At 66.4% G+C, this 22,817-nt stretch carries 23 protein-coding genes and 1 riboswitch; of the genes, 13 read left to right on the top strand and 10 right to left on the bottom strand.

Features of this window, described 5'->3' with window-relative positions; genetic code table 11:
- Nucleotides 1-12 precede the first annotated feature (12 nt).
- A riboswitch (SAM riboswitch) is annotated at nt 13-108 on the top strand.
- A gap of 119 nt (nt 109-227) precedes the next feature.
- The 3 genes from sfnG to E9229_RS06515 are packed head-to-tail and all read left to right on the top strand — an operon-like array spanning nt 228 to nt 3,256.
- A complete protein-coding gene (sfnG, locus tag E9229_RS06525; RefSeq protein WP_183510456.1) occupies nt 228-1,421 on the top strand; it encodes a dimethylsulfone monooxygenase SfnG in 1,194 nt (397 codons plus the stop codon).
- Nucleotides 1,421-2,755 (top strand): O-acetylhomoserine aminocarboxypropyltransferase/cysteine synthase family protein, encoded by a 1,335-nt coding sequence (locus tag E9229_RS06520; RefSeq protein ID WP_183510455.1) that lies wholly within the window; start codon nt 1,421-1,423, stop codon nt 2,753-2,755. Before sfnG ends, E9229_RS06520 begins: the two co-directional genes overlap by 1 nt.
- Nucleotides 2,756-3,256 (top strand): CoA-binding protein, encoded by a 501-nt coding sequence (locus tag E9229_RS06515; RefSeq protein ID WP_183510454.1) that lies wholly within the window; start codon nt 2,756-2,758, stop codon nt 3,254-3,256.
- Between the two features lie 615 nt (nt 3,257-3,871).
- Here E9229_RS06515 and E9229_RS06510 read toward each other — a convergent pair.
- The 3 genes from E9229_RS06510 to E9229_RS06500 form a co-directional block, all read right to left on the bottom strand.
- Entirely contained in the window at nt 3,872-4,183 is a 312-nt protein-coding gene (locus E9229_RS06510; protein WP_183510453.1) for a VOC family protein, read from the bottom strand.
- Nucleotides 4,184-4,520: 337 nt separating this feature from the next.
- Nucleotides 4,521-5,543: a class II fructose-bisphosphate aldolase gene (fbaA, locus tag E9229_RS06505; RefSeq protein ID WP_183510452.1), complete on the bottom strand. Its 1,023-nt coding sequence runs from the start codon at nt 5,541-5,543 to the stop codon at nt 4,521-4,523.
- 33 nt (nt 5,544-5,576) lie between these two features.
- On the bottom strand, nt 5,577-6,575 hold the full coding sequence (locus E9229_RS06500) for a LacI family DNA-binding transcriptional regulator (RefSeq protein ID WP_246380608.1): 999 nt from the start codon (nt 6,573-6,575) through the stop codon (nt 5,577-5,579).
- Between the two features lie 183 nt (nt 6,576-6,758).
- Between E9229_RS06500 and E9229_RS06495 the strand changes: the two genes are divergently transcribed.
- From E9229_RS06495 to E9229_RS06475, 5 genes are all read left to right on the top strand, one after another.
- Nucleotides 6,759-7,814 carry a substrate-binding domain-containing protein gene (locus E9229_RS06495; protein WP_183510450.1) on the top strand — a complete coding sequence of 352 codons (1,056 nt, stop codon included), beginning with the start codon at nt 6,759-6,761 and terminating at the stop codon, nt 7,812-7,814.
- Between the two features lie 72 nt (nt 7,815-7,886).
- Nucleotides 7,887-8,882, top strand: a complete 996-nt coding sequence (locus E9229_RS06490) for an ABC transporter permease (RefSeq protein ID WP_183510449.1) — start codon at nt 7,887-7,889, stop codon at nt 8,880-8,882.
- Nucleotides 8,879-9,679 carry an ATP-binding cassette domain-containing protein gene (locus E9229_RS06485; protein WP_183510448.1) on the top strand — a complete coding sequence of 267 codons (801 nt, stop codon included), beginning with the start codon at nt 8,879-8,881 and terminating at the stop codon, nt 9,677-9,679. The genes E9229_RS06490 and E9229_RS06485 overlap by 4 nt, the downstream gene beginning before the upstream one ends.
- The gene (locus E9229_RS06480; RefSeq protein WP_183510447.1) at nt 9,676-10,635 is read left to right on the top strand and encodes a PfkB family carbohydrate kinase; all 960 of its coding nucleotides are present in this window, start codon (nt 9,676-9,678) and stop codon (nt 10,633-10,635) included. Before E9229_RS06485 ends, E9229_RS06480 begins: the two co-directional genes overlap by 4 nt.
- A gap of 19 nt (nt 10,636-10,654) precedes the next feature.
- Complete coding sequence (locus E9229_RS06475) at nt 10,655-11,311, top strand: nucleoside/nucleotide kinase family protein (protein ID WP_183510446.1); 657 nt, start codon at nt 10,655-10,657, stop codon at nt 11,309-11,311.
- Between the two features lie 153 nt (nt 11,312-11,464).
- Here E9229_RS06475 and E9229_RS06470 read toward each other — a convergent pair whose 3' ends face one another.
- Both E9229_RS06470 and E9229_RS06465 read right to left on the bottom strand, forming a co-directional pair.
- Entirely contained in the window at nt 11,465-11,983 is a 519-nt protein-coding gene (locus E9229_RS06470) for a GNAT family N-acetyltransferase (protein ID WP_183510445.1), read from the bottom strand.
- A gap of 172 nt (nt 11,984-12,155) precedes the next feature.
- Nucleotides 12,156-12,842 carry an ArsR/SmtB family transcription factor gene (locus tag E9229_RS06465; RefSeq protein ID WP_183510444.1) on the bottom strand — a complete coding sequence of 229 codons (687 nt, stop codon included), beginning with the start codon at nt 12,840-12,842 and terminating at the stop codon, nt 12,156-12,158.
- Between the two features lie 79 nt (nt 12,843-12,921).
- Between E9229_RS06465 and E9229_RS06460 the strand changes: the two genes are divergently transcribed.
- The 3 genes from E9229_RS06460 (at nt 12,922) to E9229_RS20015 (ending at nt 15,944) form a co-directional block, all read left to right on the top strand.
- Nucleotides 12,922-14,274 carry an MFS transporter gene (locus E9229_RS06460; protein ID WP_183510443.1) on the top strand — a complete coding sequence of 451 codons (1,353 nt, stop codon included), beginning with the start codon at nt 12,922-12,924 and terminating at the stop codon, nt 14,272-14,274.
- Between the two features lie 302 nt (nt 14,275-14,576).
- Complete coding sequence (locus tag E9229_RS06455) at nt 14,577-15,506, top strand: IS982 family transposase (RefSeq protein WP_183509723.1); 930 nt, start codon at nt 14,577-14,579, stop codon at nt 15,504-15,506.
- Nucleotides 15,507-15,539: 33 nt separating this feature from the next.
- The gene (locus E9229_RS20015; RefSeq protein WP_407671354.1) at nt 15,540-15,944 is read left to right on the top strand and encodes a DUF2804 family protein; all 405 of its coding nucleotides are present in this window, start codon (nt 15,540-15,542) and stop codon (nt 15,942-15,944) included.
- On the opposite strand, the gene E9229_RS06445 is transcribed toward E9229_RS20015, so the two are convergent.
- Nucleotides 15,868-16,647 carry a carbon-nitrogen hydrolase family protein gene (locus E9229_RS06445; protein ID WP_183510441.1) on the bottom strand — a complete coding sequence of 260 codons (780 nt, stop codon included), beginning with the start codon at nt 16,645-16,647 and terminating at the stop codon, nt 15,868-15,870. The two genes, E9229_RS20015 and E9229_RS06445, sit on opposite strands and share 77 nt — an antisense overlap.
- A 99-nt stretch (nt 16,648-16,746) precedes the next feature.
- On the opposite strand from E9229_RS06445, the gene E9229_RS06440 reads away from it, so the two are divergent.
- On the top strand, nt 16,747-18,402 hold the full coding sequence (locus E9229_RS06440) for a DHA2 family efflux MFS transporter permease subunit (RefSeq protein WP_183510440.1): 1,656 nt from the start codon (nt 16,747-16,749) through the stop codon (nt 18,400-18,402).
- 132 nt (nt 18,403-18,534) lie between these two features.
- On the opposite strand, the gene E9229_RS06435 is transcribed toward E9229_RS06440, so the two are convergent.
- Nucleotides 18,535-19,824, bottom strand: coding sequence for an adenylosuccinate synthase (locus E9229_RS06435; protein WP_183510439.1), 1,290 nt, complete (start codon nt 19,822-19,824; stop codon nt 18,535-18,537).
- 197 nt (nt 19,825-20,021) lie between these two features.
- The gene (locus E9229_RS06430; protein ID WP_221184392.1) at nt 20,022-20,354 is read right to left on the bottom strand and encodes a hypothetical protein; all 333 of its coding nucleotides are present in this window, start codon (nt 20,352-20,354) and stop codon (nt 20,022-20,024) included.
- A gap of 68 nt (nt 20,355-20,422) precedes the next feature.
- Here E9229_RS06430 and E9229_RS06425 point away from each other — a divergent pair, with 68 nt between their 5' ends.
- Nucleotides 20,423-21,028 carry a TetR/AcrR family transcriptional regulator gene (locus tag E9229_RS06425; protein ID WP_183510438.1) on the top strand — a complete coding sequence of 202 codons (606 nt, stop codon included), beginning with the start codon at nt 20,423-20,425 and terminating at the stop codon, nt 21,026-21,028.
- Here the strand turns inward: E9229_RS06425 and E9229_RS06420 are convergent.
- Together E9229_RS06420 and E9229_RS06415 are read right to left on the bottom strand one after the other, a co-directional pair.
- Nucleotides 21,025-21,801 carry an amino acid ABC transporter ATP-binding protein gene (locus E9229_RS06420; protein ID WP_183510437.1) on the bottom strand — a complete coding sequence of 259 codons (777 nt, stop codon included), beginning with the start codon at nt 21,799-21,801 and terminating at the stop codon, nt 21,025-21,027. The two genes, E9229_RS06425 and E9229_RS06420, sit on opposite strands and share 4 nt — an antisense overlap.
- On the bottom strand, nt 21,798-22,808 hold the full coding sequence (locus tag E9229_RS06415; protein ID WP_183510436.1) for an amino acid ABC transporter permease: 1,011 nt from the start codon (nt 22,806-22,808) through the stop codon (nt 21,798-21,800). The genes E9229_RS06420 and E9229_RS06415 overlap by 4 nt, the downstream gene beginning before the upstream one ends.
- Nucleotides 22,809-22,817: the final 9 nt, after the last annotated feature.

Genomic DNA, 22,817 nt, shown 5'->3' with positions numbered 1-22,817 from the left:
ACACAATGGGGTAGACCATCCCGAGCGGCCGAGAGAACTGGTTCGACGACGCCGCAGCAACCTTCCGCATTCCGGCGGACACGGTGCTACAGCCAGAAACGATGGAGAACGCAGCAGCGGTCTTTGGTGCTTCGACGGGGCCATTCCCCGCGCATCACCTCGTCATTACCCGGGAAGCCATCACCTTGTCCCCTTATGACCCGCAGCATCGAAAGTAAGGACCGAGCATGTCCACCACACACATCAGCCCCGTGGCCGACCTCGAAACCCCGCTGAAATTCGCCTATTGGGTGCCCAACGTCTCTGGAGGGCTCGTCGTCTCCACGATCGAGCAGCGCACCGGCTGGGATTTCGACTACAACAAGAAGCTGGCCCGCATCGCCGAGGACTCCGGCTTCGAATACGCGCTCTCGCAGACCCGTTACGCGGCAAGCTACGGAGCCGACAAGCAGCACGAGGCGACGGCCATCTCCTTGGGCATACTGGGCGCCACCGAGCGGTTGAAGGTCATCGCCGCCGTGCACCCGGGCATGTGGCACCCCGGGGTGCTGGCCAAGTGGCTGATCACCGCCGACCATATTTCCGATGGCCGCGCCGCGGTGAACATCGTCTCGGGCTGGCTCAAGGACGAATTCGTGAACTTCGGCTTGGACTGGCTGGATCACGACGAACGCTATGTGCGCACGCAGGAATTCATAACCGTCCTCCGCGGGCTGCTCACCGAGCAGGATTTCTCCTTCAAGGGCAAGTACTACGACATCAACGGGTTCACGCTCTCCCCCGCGCCGGTCGATGTCCCCGGACGCGCGCACCCGGAGATCTTCTTCGGCGGCAACTCCACAGCCGCCCAGGGAACCGCCGGGCGCACCGCCGACTGGTACTTCTCCAACGGCCGCTCGTTGGAGGGCTTCGCCGAGAACATCAACGGAGTCGTCGCCGCGGCAGCCTCCGGCGCCCGCACAGCGCCGAAACCGCCGCGCTTCGGACTCAACGGCTTCGTGATCGCCCGCGATACGGAGAAGGAAGCGGTGGAGACTCTGCGCGAAATCATCGCCAAGGCGCACCGGCCGGCCGTTGAGGGCTTCGCCTCCGCGGTCAAGGAGGCCGGCGCTTCCACCAAGGACGGCAAGGGCATGTGGGCCGACTCCACGTTCGAGGACATGGTCCAGTACAACGACGGCTTCCGCACCGGACTCATCGGCACCCCCGAGCAGATTGCCGAGCGCATCGTCGACTTCAAGAAGATCGGCGTGAATCTCATGCTGACCTGCTACCTGCACTTCCAGGAGGAAGTAGCCGCCTTCGGCCGCGACGTGCTGCCGATAGTGCGCGAACTCGAGGCCGACCTCGCCCGCAAGAACGGCACCGAGCTGAACACCGACCTGCTTCCGATCACCAACCTCGAAGGAGCAAACGCCTGATGGCCGAGCACCACTTTGGATTCCGCACCCGCGCCCTGCATGCCGGCGGTACTCCCGACGCCGAGCACGGAGCCCGCGCCGTGCCGATCTACCAGTCCACCTCGTTCGTCTTCAAGGACTCCGACGATGCGGCCAACCTGTTCGCGCTGCAGAAGTATGGGAACATCTACTCGCGCATCGGCAACCCGACGGTGGCCGCGTTCGAGGAACGCGTCGCCTCGCTGGAGGGCGGCATCGGAGCGGTGGCTACCGGTTCGGGCATGGCAGCCGAGTTCATCACCTTTGCCGCACTGGCCGGGGCCGGGGACCACATCGTGGCCTCTTCCAAGCTCTACGGCGGCACCATCACGCAGCTGGACGTGACGCTGCGCCGCTTCGGCGTGGAGACGACGTTCGTCGATTCCACCGACCCGGAAGCGTTTGCCGCAGCCATCAAGGAGAACACCAAGGCCCTGTACACCGAGGTCGTGGCGAATCCCTCGGGCGACATCGCCGACCTGAAGGGCCTCTCGAAGGTGGCCCGCGCCGCCGGCATCCCGCTGGTCGTGGACTCCACCCTCACCCCGCCGTACCTCTTGCGCCCGATCGAGCACGGCGCCGACATCGTGATCCATTCGGCGACCAAGTTCATCGGCGGACACGGAACCACCCTCGGCGGCGTCGTCGTCGAGGCCGGGACATTCGATTGGGGCAACGGCCGTTTCCCGACGATGACCGAACCTGTCGCCAGCTACGGCAACGTCTCCTGGTGGGAGAACTTCGGGGAATACGGCTTCCTGACCAAGCTGCGTTCCGAGCAGCTGCGCGACATCGGCCCCTCGCTCTCCGCGCAGGCGGCGTTCCAGCTGCTGCAAGGCATCGAAACCCTGCCCCAGCGCATGGATGCGCACCTGGCCAATGCCAAGGCCGTCGCGGCCTGGCTGGATGCCGACCCGCGCGTTTCCTATGTGAACTACGCAGGGCTCCCGGGACACCCGGATTACGAGCGTGCGGGCGAACTTCTGCCGCTGGGCGTGGGCTCTGTCTTCAGCTTCGGCGTGGCGGGCGGGCGCACTGCCGGCACCGCGTTCATCGACGCACTGCAGCTGGCCAGCCACCTGGCAAACATCGGCGACGTACGCACCCTGGTGCTTCACCCCGCCTCCACCACCCACCAGCAGCTCACGGCCGAGCAGCTGCAGGCCGCAGGCGTGCCCGAGGACCTGATCCGGCTGTCGGTCGGCATAGAGGACCTCGAAGACATCCTCTGGGACCTGGACCAGGCGCTGACGGCCTCGCAGCAGGCCATCCGGGCCGATGCAGCCAACACAGCCGTCCTGACGGGAGCCAAGTAAATGAGCACTGACACCATTGAACGCAGCTGGGTGGGGCCCACGGCCCCGGAGCGGCTGGAGATCCTGCGCAACACCCGCTCGATCGCCATCGTCGGCGCCTCGAACAAGCCCTCCCGGGCGTCCTACTTCGTGGCCACGTATCTGCTCTCCTCGTCCAAGTACAAGGTGTACTTCGTGAACCCTGTACTCAAGGAGATCCTGGGCCAGCCGGTCTATGCCTCGCTGGCGGACCTGCCCGAGGTCCCCGACCTGGTCGAGGTCTTCAGGAAGCACGACGACCTGCCCGGCGTCCTGGCGGAGTCCATCGCGGTGGGCTCCAAGACGCTCTGGCTGCAGCTGGGCTCGTGGCACGAGCAGGTCGCCGCCGAGGCGGAGGCCGCCGGATTGAACGTCGTCATGGACCGCTGCGTGAAGATCGAACACGCGCGCTTCCACGGCGGGCTGCGCCTGGCCGGGTTCAACACCGGGGTCATCAGCTCCAAACGCCAATTGCTGGCGTAACCAGCCAGAAGACGTGAACGGCCGTCCAGGAACCCTCCAACACAGGGATTCGGGGCGGCCGTTTTTGCTACGACAGCTATGAAACCGTGGCCACCAGCGGGGCCGGCGCTGGTGCCATCGATGCAGATTTGAAAAACCTCACGCGGTCGACCGCACCAGGTTGCTTTGCCATCGGAAGCCTCCCGCCGGGCAGGCTGGAACCTGGACTGTAGCGCCGAAACCAAAAAATTACGCCCCCCCAACATGACACCCAAGACACGTAGTCTATGGAAATGGCAGAACTGGGACAGTTGTTTGGCTGCTTCCGTCGATCAGGACGTAGCGGCTGACGCTGCGTCAGTCGGAAGCCGAGGATCGCGCAGTGACCATTGAACCGTTCTCGTCGCCCGAGGTTGGCATCTACGTCCGCGGCGCTCGATCAAGTGACGAGCTCCAACGGGGCATGTCGGAGGCCCCCGGGCGGCGGCCCGGCCCTTTTCGTTGTAGACCTCGAAGGCGCCCTGATAGGCATCATCACGTTGATAGGCGTGATGCCCATCGCCCGGGCCATCTCCTGTCAGCAGGTGTCGAGGCCGAACTCGGCTACAGGTTTCTGCCGCACGCATGGGGGCAGTGCTAAATCACCGAGGCGTGCGCGGCTGCGCTTGCCTCGGTGGCCACTGCATCCCCGGATGAACCGGCGGTCCGGTGTACCCAGTCCGCAAACGGGCCGTCGGTGCGCAGCACGGAAAAGACCGGGTTCTCCGAGGTTGCGCGCTTCCAGGAACCCGGTGCCGAACAGTGGTTCGGCGCGCGGCCTTCGGCCATGCCCTCCCACTGATCCCGCGGTCGGCAGATTCGCTCGGCCAAGGCAACGCCGATTCCCTCCGGGCGTCGCACGTAGGACATCCGCCAGGTTCCCTCCTGGCGGCCGATGCCGCCGCTCAAACCGTACCCCTGCACCGCCAACCAATCGACCTGCCCCCTGGATATCATCGACCTCGAAGGACCAGGCGCGCAGCCCGAGCCCGTTGGTCATGGCGGCGGGTGATCCCGGCTCGGGATCGGAACGCGCGAAGCTGGAAAGCTCCATCGAGGTACCTCCGCCGGGCGCTCGCAACGCGACGATCACCGTCAGGGATCCGGGGAGCACGGACAGCCCGTGCGCGGGGCAGCGACGGTTTCCAATACCTCGCTGCCCGACGGACATCAGGAGCGAGCCCGTCGGGGTTCCCACTGCGGGAGCGGGCGTGTCCCGTGGGCGGGTATCGAAAGCGCTTCCCGCCTACCGCATCGCGCGGCCGGCCGAACCGAGCTGCCGGGCCGCTTCCACGACCCGGGCCGCCATGGCCAGTTCGGCCGGCTTGCCCCAGCTGCGCGGGTCGTAATGCTTCTTGTTTCCGACTTCCCCGTCGATCTTCAGCACCGAGTCGTAATGGGCGAACATGTGTCCGGCGATGGAACGGGTAAAAGCGTACTGGGTATCGGTGTCGATGTTCATCTTCACCACCCCGTGCGCGACGGCCGCGGCGATGTCTTCGGCGGAAGATCCGGATCCGCCGTGGAAGACCAGGCTGAAGGGCTTGTCGAGCCCGGTTTCGGCACCGATGGTTGCCTGGATCTCGCCCAACAGGCCCGGACGAAGGTGCACCCCGCCGGGCTTGTAGACACCGTGCACGTTGCCGAAGGTCAGCGCCGTGAGGTATTCCCCGTCCTCGCCCGAGCCCAGTTTGGCGATGACGGCCCGCGCATCGTCGATGGTGGTGTACAGCTTTTCGTCGATCTCCCCGGAGATGCCGTCTTCCTCGCCGCCGATGACGCCCACCTCGATTTCCAGCATCGTCTTCGCGGCCCGCGACTTCTCCAGCAGTTCGGCCGCGATGTCCAGGTTCCGTCCCAAGGCCACCGCCGAACCGTCCCACATGTGCGACTGCACCAGCGGATCCAGGCCCCGCTCCACCCGCTCCGCCGAGTGGGCCAGGAGCGGCCTGACCCAGTCGTCGAGGTTCTCCTCGGGGCAGTGGTCGGTATGGATCGCCACCGATACCGGGTAGCGGGCCGCCACCTCGTGCGCGTAGGCGGCTAGGGCCAGCGTGCCGGCGACCCGGTCCCGCACCCTGTTGCCCGAGAGGTACAGCGCCGTACCGAGCGAAATCTGGATGATGCCGTCGCTTTCGGCCTCGGCGAATCCGTCGAGCGCTGCATTAAGCGTTTGCGACGATGTCACATTGATGGCAGGAAGGGCATAACCCTTCTCCTTGGCGTTGCCGATTAAAGCCGAGTACTGCTCGGGGGTCGTAATGGGCATGGCTCTCCTCGAGGGGTGGGGCGGAACGGGGTCCTAGTCGGGACACCCGCAAGAATTACGGTGACGCATGAAGGGCGCGATGCTTTCGCGGGCAAACGGCGCATCGGATCCCTGGATCCGCTGCAAAAGCATCTGCACCGCCTGCGTAGCCATCGATTCGATGTCCTGCGCCATCGTGGTGAGCCTCGGTTCGAAGGAATCGGCCCACTCGAAATCGTCGAAGCCGACCAGCGCCACGTCCTTCGGGACCTTCAACCCGGCCTGGCGCAGCGACTTCATGACGCCGATGGTCATGGCGTTATTGAGGCTGACGACGGCGGTGGGTGGCGACTCGAGGCCCAGCAGCCGGTCCATCGCGGCGTGACCGCCATCGGCCGTCGACCGGCCCTCTTCCACCAGGACGGCTGAACGATCGATGCCCGCAGCGGCCATGGCTGCGATGAAGCCGGCGGTGCGCTCGATCGTGGTGCTCAGCCCGCGGGTGCCCGTGATGGCGGCGATCCGCCGGTGGCCAAGTTCGAGCAAATGGGATGCGAGCAGGCGGACCGGCTCGAAGTTCTCCGGCGCGTACTGGTCGCACGGGAAGTCTTGGAAGCGGTCGATGAGCACCACGGGGGTCCGGGAGGCCCTGACCATGTCCAGGACCTCGTTGCTGCCTCCGGAGCTGCTGGCCGGGGCGAGGATCAGCCCGTCGACCTGGCGGTCCAGCAGCGTGTTGACGGTTTGTTCCTCGCGCTCGGGATCGTCGTGGGTGTCTGCCAGCACGATGGTGTATCCGGCGGCCGAGGCGACCTTTTCGATGGTGTTCACCAGGGAACCGAAGTACGGATTGCTCAGCACTGAAATGGCCAGCCCCAGCGTTTGCGTGCGCTGCATGGCCAGGGATCGGGCCAGTCCGTTGCGCCGGTATCCGGTGCTTTCGATGGCCTCCAGCACCCTGAACCGCGTGCGCTCGTTGACCGCCCTGGTCCCGTTCAGGACATGCGAAACCGTGGATCCGGAAACGCCGGCGATCCGTGCCACGTCGTCCATCGTTGTCACGATTCAACCTCCTGCCAGCCGTTTTCATGCTCGTTGATAACAACTATAGAACGTAGTGGCCAATTTCATACAAGCGCTTGCGCAAGCGCTTGTATCAATCTACTCTCATGAACACGGCCGGCGTGACGCAGGGCACTGCGCCCCGGATACACAGACAGCGACAAGGGAGTCACCATGAAGAAACTCAACAGGTTCTTGGGCGCGATTTCGATCGGCACGCTGGCGGTCACGCTGGCTGCCTGCGGTTCATCGGGCGGCGCCGGCGCCGGCTCGACCAGCCCCAGCGGCGATGCCTCGGCCACCAGCGCCAGCCCCAGCGGGGATGCCTCGGGGCCGGTCAAGGTCGGCCTGGTCACCAAGACCGACACCAACCCGTTCTTCGTCAAGCTCCGCGAAGCGGCCAAGGAATCCGGTGCTGCCAACGGCGCCGAGGTGGTGGCACTGGCCGGAAAATTCGACGGCGATAACGAGGGCCAGGTCGCCGCCATCGAGAACCTGGTCGCCCAGGGCGTCAAGGGCATCCTGATTACCCCCAACTCCTCTACCGGCATCCTCTCGGCCATCAAGAAGGCCCGCGACGCCGGGGTCGTCGTCATCGCCCTGGACACGGCCACCGACCCGGCCGACGCGGTGGACGCCACGTTCGCCACGGACAACCTGAAGGCCGGCGTACTGCAGGGAACCTGGGTCAAGGTGACCCTGGGCGACAAGACCCCGCAGCTCCTCATGCTCGACGGAACCCCGGGCGGCACGGTGGACACCTTCCGCCATGACGGATTCCTCGAGGGCATGGGCCTGAAGGAAGGCGCACCCGAGATCAAGGGCATGGAAAACACCAACGGCGACCAGACCAAGGCCCAGACGGCCATGGAAAACCTGCTCCAGCGCGTCCCCGACGCCAACGCCCTGTACACGATCAACGAGCCTGCGGCCGCCGGCGCCTACCAAGCCATCAAGTCGGCCGGCAAGCAGGACCAGATCACCATCGGGTCCATCGACGGCAGCTGCACCGGTGTCGAGAACGTCAAGAAGGGCATCATCGGCGCGACCGTCATGCAGTTCCCGGGCAAGATGGCTGCCGACGGAGTGAAGGCCGTCGTCGACTTCGCCAAGACCGGCACCAAGCCCTCCGGATTCACCGACACTGGAACGGAGATCATCACCGACAAGCCGGTCTCCGGCGTCGATTCCAAGGACACCGCCTGGGGCATGGAAAACTGCTGGGGCTAGTCCCCCGACCGACACCACCGAACCGCAACGGGTAGTGGGGGCCGCGGCCCCCACTACCGCTGGGAGATACGCATGAGTTCACCATTGACCGACTCGGTTCCGGCATCGCCCATCAGGGGCCGCCGGCTACTGGAAATCATCCACCAGCCGCTGCTGGGCCCCCTGGCCGCGCTGGTCCTGGCCATCATCGTCTTTGGCTCCATCACCGACAACTTCCTCTCCACCGCCAACCTGTCGCTGCTGCTGCAGCAGTCAGTGGTCATCGGGATCCTCGCCGTCGGCCAGACCCTGATCATCCTCACCGGCGGAATCGACCTGTCCATCGGCGCCGTGGCCATTCTCGGCACCCTGGTCATGGCCAAGATCGGGGCCGTCCAGGGTCCTTGGATCGGCCTGGCAGCTGCGGTCGTGGTCTGCGTGCTGGCCGGGCTGATCAACGGAACGCTCGTTGCTGTGCTCAACCTCCCGCCGTTCATCGTCACGCTGGGAACGTTCACCATCTTCTTCGCCGCGACCCAGCTCTACGCCGGCTCGCAGACCTATGCGGCCGTGGAGGGAGTGCAGACCGTCCTGGGCGAATCGTTCAAGATCGGGACGTTCACGCTCACCTACGGCGTGCTGATGATGTTCGCCGTCTACCTGCTGGTCTGGTACATGCTCAAACAGACGGCCACCGGCCAGCATATCTACGCCGTGGGAGGCAATCCCGACGCGGCGAAACTGGTCGGCATCAACACCAGGAAGACGCTGTTCTACGTCTACGGTCTGGCCGGCCTCATCGCCGCCGTCGCCGCATGGGCCGCCCTGGGCAGGATCCCGGTGGCCGACCCCAACGCCTTCCAGCAGGCGAACCTCGAAACGATCACCGCCGTGGTCATCGGCGGAACCAGCCTGTTCGGAGGGCGAGGCAGCATCTTCGGCACGCTCTTCGGCATGCTGATCGTCAGCGTGCTGCGCAGCGGACTCACGGCAGCGGGGGTCGATGCGCTCTACCAGAACATCGCCACCGGCATCCTGGTCATCGCCGCCGTCGCCTTGGACACCCTGGCCCGAAGGAGGAGCTCATGAGCCCGGAGATCGCCGAACGCCGCGTCATCATGCAGGCCCGTGGCCTGGTCAAGCGCTACGGCAGCGTCACAGCCATCAACGGGGCGGACTTCGACCTGCACGACGGGGAGGTGCTTGCCGTCATCGGCGACAACGGCGCCGGCAAGTCATCGCTGATCCGGGCACTGACCGGCGCGCTGGTCCCCGACCGCGGCACCATCACGCTGGAGGGCAAGGAGATCCATTTCAAGAACACCCTCGACGCCCGGGCCCAGGGCATCGAAACCGTCTACCAGGACCTGGCAGTGATCCCTGCCCTGGACATCGCCTCCAACGTCTTCCTGGGCCGCGAACTGCTCAAACCCGGCATCCTCGGCTCGGTCTTCCGGCAGCTGGACATGAAAAGGATGCGCGAGGAGGCGGCGATGCACCTGGCCGACCTGAAGATCGGCATCAAGTCGGTGCGCCAGCCGGTGGAAAAGCTCTCCGGCGGTCAGCGCCAGGGCGTCGCAGTAGTCAGGACGGCTGCCTTCGGCAAGCGGGTGATCGTCATGGACGAACCCACGGCCGCGCTCGGTGTCCGTGAAACGGGCATGGTGATCGAGCTGATCCGCAAGATCCGCGACAAGGGGATCCCGGTCGTGCTGATCAGCCACGACATGCCCAACGTGTTCGAGGTGGCGGATCGGATCCACGTCCACCGGCTGGGCAAGCGGGCCGCCGTCGTCGATCCGCGGAACCGCAACATGTCCGAGGTGGTGGCCATGATGACCGGCGCCCTGGAACCCACCGAGCTGGAAAAATCCGGCACGGCATGAGTGGGGCCGACAGCTGGTCCTGGTTCGTCGGACTGGCCACGCTCGATGTCATCCAACGCGTCGGGCACTTCCCCGGTCCCAACGAAAAGGTGACCTCACGCTGGCAGGAAACAGCACCCGGCGGACCCGCCACCAATGCGGCACTGGCCTGCGCCGCCCTGGGCGGAGGCGTCCGGCTGGGCACCGGGCTGGGCCGGCAGGCGGTGGGTTCCACCATCCGCGGCCTGCTCGAGGACGGCGGGCTTCCGCTCGATGACTGGGCCCCGGATTCGGCGGTGCCCGCCCTGTCCAGCATCATCCTCACCGAGGGGACCGGGGACCGGGCCATCATCTCCTCCGATGCGACCGGCATGGACCTCGGCGCTCCGCAGACCGCTCCCCCGCTGGAGCACTGCACCGCACTGCTCCTGGACGGGCACCATCCCCGGATCGCCCGCTGGGCCGCGGACCTGGCCCGCGACGCAGGCGTCCGCGTCGTGCTCGATGCCGGACGCTGGAAACCGGTCATGGCCGAACTGCTGCCCCTGGCCGACGACGTCATCTGTTCGGCGGATTTCCGGATCCCCGGAACCTCCGGACGCCGGGCGTCGATGGACGCGATCCTGGAATCCGGGGCCACCCGGGTGGCGGTGACTGACGGCGCCGACCCGATCAGCTGGATGGAACGGCGCCCGGGTTCGGCACGACCGGCATCGGGCACCATCACCGTGGAAACCGTGGCGGCGGTCGACACGCTGGGTGCCGGCGACGTCTTCCACGGCGCGTACGTCAACGCCATCTCCCATCGGCACCTGGGTTTCGAGCGGGCCTTGGAATTCGCGGCGGGCATCGCCGCGGTGAAGGTCGGCCTGCTCGGCCAGCGGGAATGGATCCGGGCCCTGTCCGGCATCGGCCGCGGAAGCTGGCAGCAGGACCTCCGCGATTCCACCTTCCACCCACCGAAGACCGGATACTGAACTCATGGAGCGAAGCGAAATGCCCTTGGAACGAGTCGAGTTCGACGAACTAGTCGCCCATGCCCGCGGCCTTGCGGGCCTGGCGGGCCGCCATGTGCTGGGCATCATCGGCGCACCGGGCTCGGGAAAGTCCACCTTGGCCGCGGCGATCGCGCGCGAACTGGGCCCGGAGCTGGCCAGCCTGCTGCCGATGGACGGGTTCCACCTGGCCAACGAGGTGCTGCGCGCCGAGGGGAAATCCGGGCGCAAGGGCGCCATCGACACCTTCGACGCGATGGGCTGCGCGTTGCTGCTTGAACGGGTCAAGGCCCAGACCGGGGACGATCCACTGATCTATGCCCCGGTGTTCCGGCGCGAGATCGAGGAACCGATAGCCTGCGCCCTGCCGGTTCACTACAGCACCCCGCTGATTGTCGTCGAGGGAAACTACCTGCTGCATGACGGCGGGCCCTGGCGGCGGGCTGCGGCCTGCCTCGACACGTCCTGGTACCTGGAACCGGACACCGGCCTGCGGCACGAGCGGCTGATCGAACGCCATGCTGCCTTCGGCAAGAGCCCCGAGGATGCCCGGGCCTGGGCGCTGGGCTCCGACGAGGTCAATGCCCGGCTCATCGCCCGCAGCGCCCCGCGCGCTGACCGCATCCTGGATCTGGCCACCATCCTGCCCGCCGCCTGATTCCCTTCAGATGCCGTCCCCGGCCTTCCCCTGAAGCGGTGGAATCACGATCGTTGGCGAGCGGGCCTGTGGATCCACACAACGGGCAAGACCCGCGCGCGATGACTTCGGGGTCGGCACTTGGCCGGAGACCCGTTTCCGGGCTCTTGCTTCCTACTCCGGGCGGAGTATCCCCATCACGAGGATGTCCTCGTACTTTCCGCGTACCCAGGCATGCTGGCGTTGCCGACCCTCGATCACGAACCCCGCCTTCTCATAGGCGCGGATGGCGCCGAGGTTCGATCCGATCACTTGGAGGTGGAGGCGGCGCAAGTTGCAGCGCACGAAGGCGAATTCGACGATCTGCGAGATGGCCGCCGTCCCGATGCCCTTTCCGCGGGCCTCGGCGACCAAGGCGATGCCGACTTCCGCATGGCGGGCGAGCTCGTCGACGCCGAAGAGCATGACGCTACCGACCGCGGCGCCCTCCACGTCGATCACGAAACGCACGCCCTTCCCTGAACCGGCGGCGTCGGCCTGCGCCAGCCGAGCCCTGAAGGACTCCCGATCCAGCGGAGCGGGGGAGGCCGCGTTGCGTTCCTCCCACGTGCTCAAATCGGCAGCGATGTGGAACAGGACCTCGAAATCGTCTTCAGAGCGGGAACGAAGCAAAATAGCTCGCGAGCTGGACATGGTTGGAATCATACCAATCAGCGCGGTCTACCTGAAGGGGAGCCGGCGGCGGCGCCGACCGGTAAGCGATGCGCTGCCGCCCTTGGGCTGGGAGCTACAGTGAACGCAGCTTCGTCCGATGGGGAGTTCACCATGCCGACCCGGACGTGCCAACCCGGCGCATGCCGAGCACTCAGCCGGTTTCCGGACGGCCCGGGTCCCGGCCCCCCGGGGAGGTTCCGGGGCCGTCACCGGATGCCTCGAGCCCGGGCAGGTCCTCGCGGGCCATGAACATGGTGAAGTGCCAGAGTTTGCGTTCGCCGGACTCGGCCACCGGCACGGCATGCTTGCGCTTCATGGACCGGATCACCTCGATGATCCGATCCCCCAACTCCTCCAACTCCGCCTCGTCGAGCAGCAGCGCCGTGGTGTTCAACAGGGCCCGCGGGTCGGTTTCGGGCACCTTCGCGTATGCGGCCGCAGCACCCAACACGGCATCCAGGCGCCGGTGTTGATCGCGGCCCTCCTGGTCAAGATAGGCCAGCAGCGCCAACCGGTCATCGGCCGGGGCCGGGGCGTCGGGCGATCCGATGCGCAGCCCTCCCGGCACCGTTTGCCACACCCTGTCTCGCCTGTCGCGGGCCAGCTCCGGCGCCTCGGCGATGATTCCCGCAGCGGCCAGGACCCGAAGGTGGAAGCTGAGCTTGTTCGCCGGAACATCCAGCCGCTGGGCGAGATCGGTGGCCCGCGCCGATTCCACCGCCCCGAGAATGGCCAGGATCTGCCTCCGCAACGGGTTCGCCATGGCTTTGAGCATCGGCGATGTCATGTTCCGGTCCGGCACGGCGGTGACCGGCTTCGGGGTCCGCTCGGTTGTCATGACGACAGTGTACGAGGTGGACCGGAAAACTTGCACAATTTTTATTGCGCAAGTTTAGTTGTAGATCTATTCTGAACCCATGGAACCCCTCCAGGAAACCCCGCCGCCGCACCTGTGGCGCAACAGCACCTATCTTGCGTGGCTCACCAGCGACACCTCCTCCGCCCTCGGGGCGGCACTACAGTCCTTCGCCATCCCCCTGCTCGCCCTCTTCGTCACCGGCTCCCCGGCACAGGCCGGCGTCATCGCGGCCATCGGCCAGATCGGGCGCATCCTGACCACCATCCCCGGCGGCGTGCTCGCCGACCGGCACGACCGCCGCCGGCTGATGATCATCGGCGGCCTGACCGGCGCCGTCATCGGGACGGCATTGACCGGCTTCCAGCTGGCCGGAATGCTGGGATTCTGGTCGCTCACCGCCTTGCACCTACTGATGTGCCTGCGCAACGGACTCTTCGGATCAGTCTCCAACGCAGCCCTGAAATCCGTGGTCGACGAGCGCAGCCTCGGCTCGGCGCTGGCCGCCAACCAGGGCCGGGACGCCGTGATCTCCCTGAGCGGCGGCCCCGTCGGCGGCCTGCTCTTCGCCATCTCGCGGGCCGCCCCGCTGGCGGCGATCAGCGGTTCGCACCTCCTGGCCGCCATCAGCGCCCGGCTGATCCACGCCGACCTGCGACCGAGCGCCGAGGCCTCCCCCGACGGGGAATCCGGCGAACCGCGGGCGGCCGCCGACGGCCGGAAACGCGGGGTGGTCCGCGACTTCCTGCACGAGGCCCGCGAGGGCTTCGGCTGGCTGCTCCACCGCCCCGAACTCCGCGGGGTACTGTTCATCTCCACGATCCTGAACCTCGGCGTGAACGCGGCAGTGACTTCGGTGGTCTTCGGCCTGCAGCAGCGCGGCGAGGCCCCGGTGACCATCGGCTGGGTTTCGGCGGCCCTCGGCGTGGGCATGCTCGGGGGCAGCATCCTGGCCCCCACCTTGATCAAGCGCTTCCCCACCGGACCGCTGATCTGCGCCGGACTAATCTTGATCTCCGCCGCCATCGCCACGCTGCCGTTCGTGACCCACGTCTGGGCGATCGCCGTGGTGTTGGCAGCGGGCATTCTCGGCGCACCGGCCATCAATGCGGGACTCGGCGGCTACTTCATGGCAGCTGTTCCCACCCATCTGCTGGGCCGGGCCAACAGCGCAGCGGACCTGCTCTCCATGGGTGCCGTGCCGCTGGCCCCGCTGATCGCCGGGTTCGGGTACCTGGCCTGGGGCTGGCAGGGGCTGCTCCTGCTCTGCGCCGGCATCGTTACCGTGGCCACCGCCCTGGCGCTCACCAACCGGCAGCTACGCTCGCTGCCGGGCCCCACGGGATGGGCCGACCGCGCGGCACGCGAAGCCACCCGGTCGGCAGCACCCGCCCAGAGGGCCAACCAGCCTTAGACTCGCCTGATGCGCGAAATAGCGGCCCCGGTGGACCCCGTCCTTGCCAATGGGCGGCTCAATCCCGGGGCCGTGGGCTTCACCCGGCGACCGCTGCATTCAAGCACCCCCCCTGCCCGCCGGCATCGGACACGGATGGCGGACCAAGCGCTGGAAGTACTGGGGCATCAGCACCGACGGCTTCGTGCTCGGGCTGGCCATTGCCCACTTGGCCTAGATGATTGATTCCAAGGGGTGACAGCGCGGGCAAGGGTGTCCAGAATCGAGATGTAATACCCAACATTCGAACCTGGAGAGTTCCGATGGCTCCCGATCTGGACACCCTTGCAACAGCACTGTACGCCTGCGCGGACGACTTTCTGAAGGCCAATCCGCACCTGCTCCCGTGGCGTCCGGCCATCGGCTTCGGGCCCCGGATCAGCGACGCCGAACTGGTCACCATCGCGGTCCTCCAGGCCCTGCTCGGCTTCACCTCCGAACGCCGCTGGCTCCGCCAATCCCATAACGACCTGCGCCGATGGTTCCCGGACCTGCCCCAACAACCCGGATACAACAAACGGCTGCGGAAGCTGGGCGGGACCCTGCAGGCTCTCAACGAACACCTGGCCCACACCACCGGGCTCTGGTCCGATGAGCTGTGGCTCGCCGATTCCACCCCTGTGGAATGCGGGCGCTCCCACACCACGGCCCACCGCTCCGAACTGGCCGGCTGGGCCGAATACGGGTACTGCGCCTCGCATTCACGGTGGTTCTGGGGGCTGCGCCTGCACCTGCTGTGCACCCCGACCGGACTGCCGGTCGGCTACGCGCTGACCGGGGCGAAGGCCGATGAGCGTGAGACCCTGCTGGGCATCCTGGAAAACCTGCCCACCCCGGTGGAGCCGGGACAGATCATCATCGCGGACAAGAACTACTACGGGAAGGCCTTCGAGCAGGACCTCTCCGAGGCCGGGATCACCCTGGTCCGTCCGACCCGTCAAGGTGAGAAACCCCGTCCCGGAAAGAGTCTGCTCAAGCCACTGCGTCAGGTCATCGAGTCAATCAACGACACCCTCAAGGGCCAGCTGGACCTGGAGGCCCATGGCGGGAGGACCATCGCCGGGGTCACCGTGCGGGTCCTGCAACGCATCCTCGCGCTGACCGTGGCCATCTGGCACAACCTGAACACCGGTTCCCATCCACTGCGGTCGCTGACCGCCTATGACCATGAACCCTTGGAATCAATCATCTAGGCGGGCACCCTCCAGGCCTGCTACTGCGACAGGATCACCGGCCAGGAACTCTCCCACGAGAACTTGGCCGTGCTGCCGCGGCCCGGCATGGTGGCCCTGCCCGATGTCCAGCCGCCGTTCAAGGCCTCGGCCACCATCAGGGACATGCGGATGCGCTTCGAGGACCTGCCCGACGGCCGGTTGGTCATCTGGCTCCAGGCCCCGCGGCTGCAGGTGGTGCTCGAGGTGGCCCCCGGTGACGAATCACTGGGCGTGGTGGTCCCCTGGGCCGAAAACCGCGTCCAGTACACGGTGCAGGAGCCGGGCCACGCGGCATCCGGCACGCTGGCAGGAGCCCGGGTCCCCCCGTCGGATTCTCGGGCTAGAGCCGGCGGTTGGCCAACACCGGGAGGAACTCGCGGACCTCCTCGATGCGGCGGCGCGACACCTCGGCGCTGACCATGCCCGAGCGCTCGTCGCCGAGGAATCCGACCGGCACGCCCATCGGATCCAGGATCGCCGAGTGGCCGATCGTATGTGTGGAGCTGGTGCCCGCGGCGGCGACCCAGACCGTGTTTTCCATGGCGCGGGCCTTGAGCAGGGTCTCCCAGTGCTCGATCTTGTGCTCGCCCTTGAACCAGGCGGCTGAGACCAGCAGCACGTCGGCGTCGGCCAGGGCCAGGCGCCGGGACAGCTCCGGGAAGCGCAGGTCATAACAGGTCTGCACACCGAATTTCAGGCCGTCAATCTCGAAGACCGCCACTGCCTCCGGATCGCCGGGCATGATCCGGGTCGACTCCTGGTAGGAGAACGCATCGTAGAGGTGGATCTTGCGGTAGGTGCCCAGGATCCGGCCAGTCGCGTCGATGACGACCAGCGTGTTGTAGGGGCGGGATTCTCCGCTGCCCTCGTAGCCGCCGGCGACGATGGCAATCGAATGCTTGGCTGCGATGAACGAGAGCCCTTGGACGAAACCGCTCCACTCATGCTCCACCGCCGCCGCCAGCGGCCCCTGGACCTTGCCCACGGCGAGCATGGCCTCCTCGGGAAAGAGCACCAGCGACGAACCGTCGATGCTTGCCTGCTCGGCCCAATGATCCATGGTTTCGAGGTTTTCCTCCACCGACCCGGTGGGGGCAAATTGTCCGACACTGACCTTCACGACTATTCCCTTCTTCGTTCCTGCTCTACGACCAACCCTAGCCACTATCCACCGACCGGTGGATGTGCCGGGCCGAACTCCGTGGCTACCCTGTGGAATATGACGAACAAACGGGAGAACAAGTGGGCGGCGTTGGCGGTCTTGGCGGCCGGGCTGTCGATGATCGTCCTGGACGGGACCATCGTCGGCGTTTCCATTCCCAGCATCATCGACGCGCTTCACCTCGATCTCACCCAGGCCCAGTGGATCAACAGCCTTTACTCGGTCATCCTGGCCGCCCTGCTGCTGACCAGCGGTCGACTCGGGGACCGGGTGGGACGGCGCCGGCTCTTCGTGATCGGCGTCGTGTTGTTCATGGCCGGCAGCCTGGTCGCGGCGATGGCCTCGGGCGCCGACATGCTGATCTGGGGCCGGGCCATCCAGGGTATCGGCGGCGCGGCCGTCCTGCCCTCCACCCTCTCCACCGTCAACGCGACGTTCACCGGCAAGGACCGCGCCGCCGCATTCGGAATATGGGGCGCCGTGATGTCCGGAGCCGCGGCACTGGGCCCGCTGCTGGGCGGGGTGTTCACCACCTACCTGGACTGGCGCTGGATCTTCCTCGTCAACATCCCACTGGGGCTGCTGGTCCTGCTGGGAACCTGGGCATTCGTGCCCGAAACCACCGGGCCCCACGCAGAACGCGGTCTTGACGTTCCCGGCGTGCTGCTCAGTGCCTCCGGATTCGGCTTGCTGGTCTTCACGCTCATCGAGGGTCCCTCGCTGGGCTGGTGGGCGCCGAAGGGGACACTGGAGCTGGGCTTCGCCAGCTGGGGACCCGGAGCCGCCGTCTCGGCCATACCGATTACCGCGGCGTTCTCGATGGTGCTGCTCGCCGCGTTCCTGGGCTGGGAAAAACACCGGGCTTCCGCCGGACGCTCAGCCATTCTTGACCTGAGCCTCTTCAGGCACAGGACCTTCTCCTGGGGCAATGCCACGGCAACCCTGGTGGCCATGGGCGAATTCGGCCTGCTGCTGGTGCTGCCGCTGTACCTGATCAACGTGCTGGGCACCGGCACCATGGGCGCCGGGCTGATCCTCGCCGCCATGGCCCTGGGCGCCTTCTTCTCAGGCGCGTCGGCCCGCCACCTCTCGGCGCGCATCGGCCCGGACCGGGTGGTGGTGCTGGGCCTGGGCCTGGAGGTCATCGGCGTTCTGGCCATCGCGTTCATCGCCCGCCCCGGGTTCCCCGTCATGTGGCTGGTACTGGTCCTGGTGCTCTACGGCCTGGGCCTGGGCCTGGCCTCCGCCCAGCTCACCAGCACGGTGCTGCGTGACATCCCGGCAGCCGCGTCGGGGCAGGGATCGGCCACGCAGAGCACGGTGCGCCAACTCGGCGCCGGGTTCGGCACGGCGGTTTCCGGTAGCGTGCTGGCCATCGCCACGACCGCCGCCGCAACACGGGGGCTTGACGCGCTGAACCTGCCGGGACTCGACGCCGCGAAGTGGGCGGCACTGCTGAGCGATTCGGCTGGCGGGATCATTCCCTCGATCCTGAACGGCCCGGCCGGATTCCCTTTCGGCGCTGCGGCACCGGAGGTGGCCAGAGCCCTGTCCGACGCGTTCACCGCCGGGGTCCAGGCAGCCAGTTTCAGCGCCGTCGCCTGCCTGCTCGCCGGGCTGGCCGGCTCGCTGATGGTCAGCCGTGCCGCCCGCGCGGTGTCGGCCCACCCGGTCGACCGGGAGCCGTCCCCGGGGACCGGCCGGGAAAACTAGCCACGGAGCGGGTTCCCGGCGCAAGGCGCCATCGTGAGGAGATGCACCAAGGGCGTGGCACAGGCCGGAGCGAAACCGTTCGTTCTTGGTCTTCAATCCGATCCCGGCCACGCCCTCGCGTGGGTCGAAACCCTAGTCGTTGATCAGGTCGTGGCGCACGATCGTCTGTTCGCGGTCCGGTCCCACGCCGATGGCGGAGAACCGGGTACCCGACATGCCTTCCAGGGCCAGCACGTAGTTGCGTGCGTTTTCCGGAAGGTCTTCCAGGGTGCGGGCCCCGGTGATGTCCTCGGTCCATCCGTCGAAGTACTCGAAGATCGGCTTCGCGTGGTGGAAGTCGGTCTGCGTCATCGGCATTTCGTCGAAGCGCACCCCATCCACGTCGTAGGCGACGCAGACCGGGATCTGCGGGATGTTGGTGAGCACGTCGAGCTTGGTGACGAAGTAGTCAGTGAAGCCGTTCACGCGCGAGGCGTGGCGGGCCAGGACGGCGTCGTACCAGCCGCAGCGCCGGGGACGGCCGGTGTTGACACCGAATTCGCCGCCGGTCTTCTGCAGGTACTCGCCCATCTCGTCGAACAGTTCGGTCGGGAACGGCCCGGCACCGACACGGGTGGTGTAGGCCTTGATGATGCCCACGGAGCGGGTGATCCGGGTCGGGCCGATGCCCGAGCCCACGGAGGCGCCGCCCGCCGTCGGGTTCGACGAGGTGACAAACGGGTAGGTGCCGTGGTCGACGTCCAGGAACGTGGCCTGGCCTCCCTCCATCAGGACCACCTTGCCCGCGTCCAAGGCGTTGTTCAGCTCGAGCGTCGCGTCGATCATCAGCGGACGCAGGCGATCGGCGTAGGAGAGGAAGTAATCGACGATCTCGTCGACCTCCACCCCGCGGCGGTTGTACACCTTGACCAGCAGCTCGTTCTTCTGGCGCAATGCGCCCTCGACCTTCTGGCGCAGGATCGACTCGTCGAAGACGTCCTGGACGCGGATGCCCAGGCGTCCGACCTTGTCGATGTAGGCCGGGCCGATGCCGCGTCCGGTGGTGCCGATGGCACGCTTGCCCAGGAAGCGCTCGGTGACCTTGTCCATTGTCTGGTGGTACGGAGCCACCAGGTGCGCGTTAGCCGAGACACGCAGCTTCGAGGTATCGGCACCGCGGGCCTCAAGCCCCTCGATCTCGGCGAACAGCGCCTCGAGGTTCACGACGCAGCCGTTGCCGATGATCGGAATGGCGTTCGGTGACAGGATGCCTGCCGGAAGCAGTTTGAGTTCATATTTTTCACCGCCGACAACAACGGTGTGCCCGGCGTTGTTACCACCGTTTGGCTTCACCACATAGTCAACGAGTCCACCGAGTAGATCAGTGGCCTTGCCCTTGCCCTCATCGCCCCACTGGGCTCCGACGATCACGATTGCTGGCATGGGATCCTCCCCCTTGCTTCGGTCAGCGTGGCCGGCTTTCACCGGGTCCCGACGGTGCCGGGCGCAGAAATGCCCCTCGTTCTTCGCGCCGCCCGTTTCGGGCATGCTCGTAAGAGAAAGGGGCTCTTACGTCCCGAGTTTACCGCAAAAGCCCGCGACACGTGGCTTCCGACGCCCCATCGGGCGGGTTCCGGCGCTCATTCGGCCGCTAGCAACGCCGCCTTGGCGAGCCCCTCCCAGTTCCCGAGTGCCGATGCCGGGACCGATACCCAGTCCTTGAACGGCCTGCCCATGCCCGAGGGATCGAAGAGCTCGGCTCCGTCGACGGCCAGCGCCGCCTCATGCTCCGGCGCACCGCGACCGAGCTTGAAGGCCATGGCGTCGCCGCTGAGGCAGGCGATGGCCCGGCCGTCGAATTTCAGGGATTCTGCGCCGAACATGTTCCCGGCGACCACCCCGTCGCCCAGGAGCAGGCGCGACAGGCGCTTGAATTCGGCCATGGCCTCCGGAGTCGGAAATTCGTTCCTCATGCACCCATCAAACAGCGCCGCGGCGCAAACGTCGAGGGGTTGTGTCCGATCGACCTAGACTTGCTTGCATGGCACTCACCCGGGAACAGCTCGTCGATGCCGCCGTCGGCATTCTTTCCGAGTTCGGTTTGGCCGACCTGTCGATGCGCCGCCTGGCCAGGGAGCTCGACGTACAGGTCGGCGCGCTGTATTGGCACGTGAAGTCAAAGCAGGACCTGCTCGTCGATGTGGCGGCGCGCCTGCTGGGCAGCATCCATCCCCCGGTCCGTGGAACGGACACCGAACCCAGGGCCGCCGTCGCAGGGATGCTCACCGAACTGCGCACCGTGTTGTTGCCGGTGCCGGACAGCGCCGAGGTGGTGCAGCTGGCCCAGACCATGCAGCCGGCGGCGATCCAACCTCTGACCTGGCTACGCGATCTGCTCGAGGATGCCGGCATCTCAGCGGAGCGCTCCGGCTGGGCCAGGCACCTGCTGCTAAACCACCTCTTCGGCTCGGTCACGGTGCATCAGGACCGCGGCTCGCTCCAGGCCGTCGGGTCGGAGGCCCCGGGGGCACCGGCACTTGATGCCGACGCCTTCGCCTGGGGCGTCGAAGTGGTGCTGGATGGACTGCTGGGCGTTCGGCCGGGCCGGGCCTCGGCCGAACGCCCGCGCATCGGGCCTCCGGTTTAGAGCACCTTCGCCAGGAAGGCCTTCGTCCGATCCATCTGCGGATTGCCCAGCACGTGGCCCGGCGCTCCGGACTCGACGATCCTTCCGGCATCGAAGAAGTGCACTGTGTCGGCCACCTCGCGGGCGAAGCCCATCTCATGCGTCACCACCACCATCGTCATGCCCGCCAACGCGAGCACCTTCATCGCTTCCAGGACCTCGTCGACGAGCTCCGGGTCCAGAGCCGACGTCGGCTCGTCAAAGAGCATGATCTCCGGGTCCATCGCCAAGGCCCGCGCAATGGCCACCCGCTGCTGCTGGCCGCCCGAGAGCTGGTGCGGGCGCTTATGCGAGTGCTCGGCCAGTCCCACTTTCGCCAGTTCCTGCAACGCCCGGGCCCGCGCCTGCTCCTTCTGCATGCCGCGGACCTCCACCAGGGCACAGGCCACGTTCTCCTCGGCGCTGAGGTGCCCGAAGAGGTTGAAGCGCTGGAACACCATGCCGATACGTGAGCGGAAACCGGCGAACTGCTTGGTGTTCCATTCGTAGTAGCGCCCATTCCGGAACTCGTACCCGACGTGGCTGCCGTTGACCAGCAGTGATCCGTCATCGTAGGTTTCCAACGCGTTGAGGCAGCGCAGGAACGTGGATTTCCCCGAACCGGACGGGCCGATGATGCAGCTGACCTCGCCGGGGGCAACAGTGAAGTCGACCCCATTGAGCACCTGGTGCGCGCCGAAGGCCTTGGTGACGCCTCGGGACTGGACGTGGAGTTCACTGTTCTCGGGGATCATGAAAGGACCTTTCCGGCCTGGGAAACATTGGTGGAGGCCCCTGTATCGGCGGTCCCGCCGGGGATGAGGGAAGCTGCCGTCTTGGCACCCATCGCCCGTTGCAGTAATCCGGGTTTCCGGACCAGTTGCACCGCTTCCGCCCCAAACCGCTTTTCCAGCTTGGCCTGGAAATAGGTGGCAACGGCGGTCATCGCCATGTACCAGATCGATGCCACGATCAGCAGCTCCATGATCAGGTTGTTCTGCTTGTAGATCTGGCTGGCATTGGTCATCAGGTCGTTGCCGGCAACCACGTACACCAGTGACGTGGTCTTGAGCATCGAGATGAATTCGTTGCCGGTGGGTGGAATGATGATGCGCAGTGCCTGCGGCAGCACGATCTTGAGCATCCGCTTGCCCGGTGTCATGCCCAGCGCGTATGCGGCCTCGGACTGCCCCTGGTCAACTGCCTGTATTCCGGCGCGGACCGTCTCGGCGAAGTAGGCCGCCAGGTTCAATCCGAGGCCCAGCAGTGCCGCGTTGAACCCGGTCATGACGTCGTTGGTGTTCCACACGTAGCCGATGTCGGTGAAGGGAATCTTGATGACCAGGGCGGGGAAAAGGAACGCCAAGTTGTACCAGAAGATCAGCTGGACCAGCACGGGGGTACCGCGGAAGAACCATATGTACAACGTCGCCAACCAGTTCAGCACCGGGTTGGCAGAGAGCTTCATGTTGGCCAGGATCACGCCGAGCCCGAGTCCGAGCACCGTCGCCAGCACCGAGATCATCAAGGTCACCCAGATGCCGTCGATGATCTTGGGGAAGAACAGGTACTCGGCTACCTTGTTCCAGCGGATGTTGGGGTTGGTGGCCATGGTCACGGCCAACCACAGGAAGGCGGCGACGGCCAGTGCGCCGATGATCCACCGTTCCCGGTGCCTGAGCGGGACGACGGGTACGGGCCGGCCGTCGGGACCGCTCAGTTCCCTTGGCTTGATATTCCTGGTTCGAGGTGACTGCCGCATGTCCTGGCC

The sequence above is a fragment of the Paeniglutamicibacter cryotolerans genome, assembly GCF_014190875.1.
In the GTDB taxonomy this organism is placed as follows: domain Bacteria; phylum Actinomycetota; class Actinomycetes; order Actinomycetales; family Micrococcaceae; genus Paeniglutamicibacter; species Paeniglutamicibacter cryotolerans.
Note: the sequence above shows the minus strand (reverse complement) of the source record. Positions and strands in the feature narration are given on the sequence as shown.

Coding starts and splice junctions, on each gene's coding strand:
- sfnG (WP_183510456.1), top strand. CDS start 228: ATGTCCACCACACACATCAGCCCCGTGGCCGACCTCGAAACCCCGCTG.
- E9229_RS06520 (WP_183510455.1), top strand. CDS start 1,421: ATGGCCGAGCACCACTTTGGATTCCGCACCCGCGCCCTGCATGCCGGC.
- E9229_RS06515 (WP_183510454.1), top strand. CDS start 2,756: ATGAGCACTGACACCATTGAACGCAGCTGGGTGGGGCCCACGGCCCCG.
- fbaA (WP_183510452.1), bottom strand. CDS start 5,543: ATGCCCATTACGACCCCCGAGCAGTACTCGGCTTTAATCGGCAACGCC.
- E9229_RS06500 (WP_246380608.1), bottom strand. CDS start 6,575: ATGGACGACGTGGCACGGATCGCCGGCGTTTCCGGATCCACGGTTTCG.
- E9229_RS06495 (WP_183510450.1), top strand. CDS start 6,759: ATGAAGAAACTCAACAGGTTCTTGGGCGCGATTTCGATCGGCACGCTG.
- E9229_RS06490 (WP_183510449.1), top strand. CDS start 7,887: ATGAGTTCACCATTGACCGACTCGGTTCCGGCATCGCCCATCAGGGGC.
- E9229_RS06485 (WP_183510448.1), top strand. CDS start 8,879: ATGAGCCCGGAGATCGCCGAACGCCGCGTCATCATGCAGGCCCGTGGC.
- E9229_RS06480 (WP_183510447.1), top strand. CDS start 9,676: ATGAGTGGGGCCGACAGCTGGTCCTGGTTCGTCGGACTGGCCACGCTC.
- E9229_RS06475 (WP_183510446.1), top strand. CDS start 10,655: ATGCCCTTGGAACGAGTCGAGTTCGACGAACTAGTCGCCCATGCCCGC.
- E9229_RS06470 (WP_183510445.1), bottom strand. CDS start 11,983: ATGTCCAGCTCGCGAGCTATTTTGCTTCGTTCCCGCTCTGAAGACGAT.
- E9229_RS06465 (WP_183510444.1), bottom strand. CDS start 12,842: ATGACAACCGAGCGGACCCCGAAGCCGGTCACCGCCGTGCCGGACCGG.
- E9229_RS06460 (WP_183510443.1), top strand. CDS start 12,922: ATGGAACCCCTCCAGGAAACCCCGCCGCCGCACCTGTGGCGCAACAGC.
- E9229_RS06455 (WP_183509723.1), top strand. CDS start 14,577: ATGGCTCCCGATCTGGACACCCTTGCAACAGCACTGTACGCCTGCGCG.
- E9229_RS06440 (WP_183510440.1), top strand. CDS start 16,747: ATGACGAACAAACGGGAGAACAAGTGGGCGGCGTTGGCGGTCTTGGCG.
- E9229_RS06435 (WP_183510439.1), bottom strand. CDS start 19,824: ATGCCAGCAATCGTGATCGTCGGAGCCCAGTGGGGCGATGAGGGCAAG.
- E9229_RS06430 (WP_221184392.1), bottom strand. CDS start 20,354: ATGAGGAACGAATTTCCGACTCCGGAGGCCATGGCCGAATTCAAGCGC.
- E9229_RS06425 (WP_183510438.1), top strand. CDS start 20,423: ATGGCACTCACCCGGGAACAGCTCGTCGATGCCGCCGTCGGCATTCTT.
- E9229_RS06420 (WP_183510437.1), bottom strand. CDS start 21,801: ATGATCCCCGAGAACAGTGAACTCCACGTCCAGTCCCGAGGCGTCACC.
- E9229_RS06415 (WP_183510436.1), bottom strand. CDS start 22,808: ATGCGGCAGTCACCTCGAACCAGGAATATCAAGCCAAGGGAACTGAGC.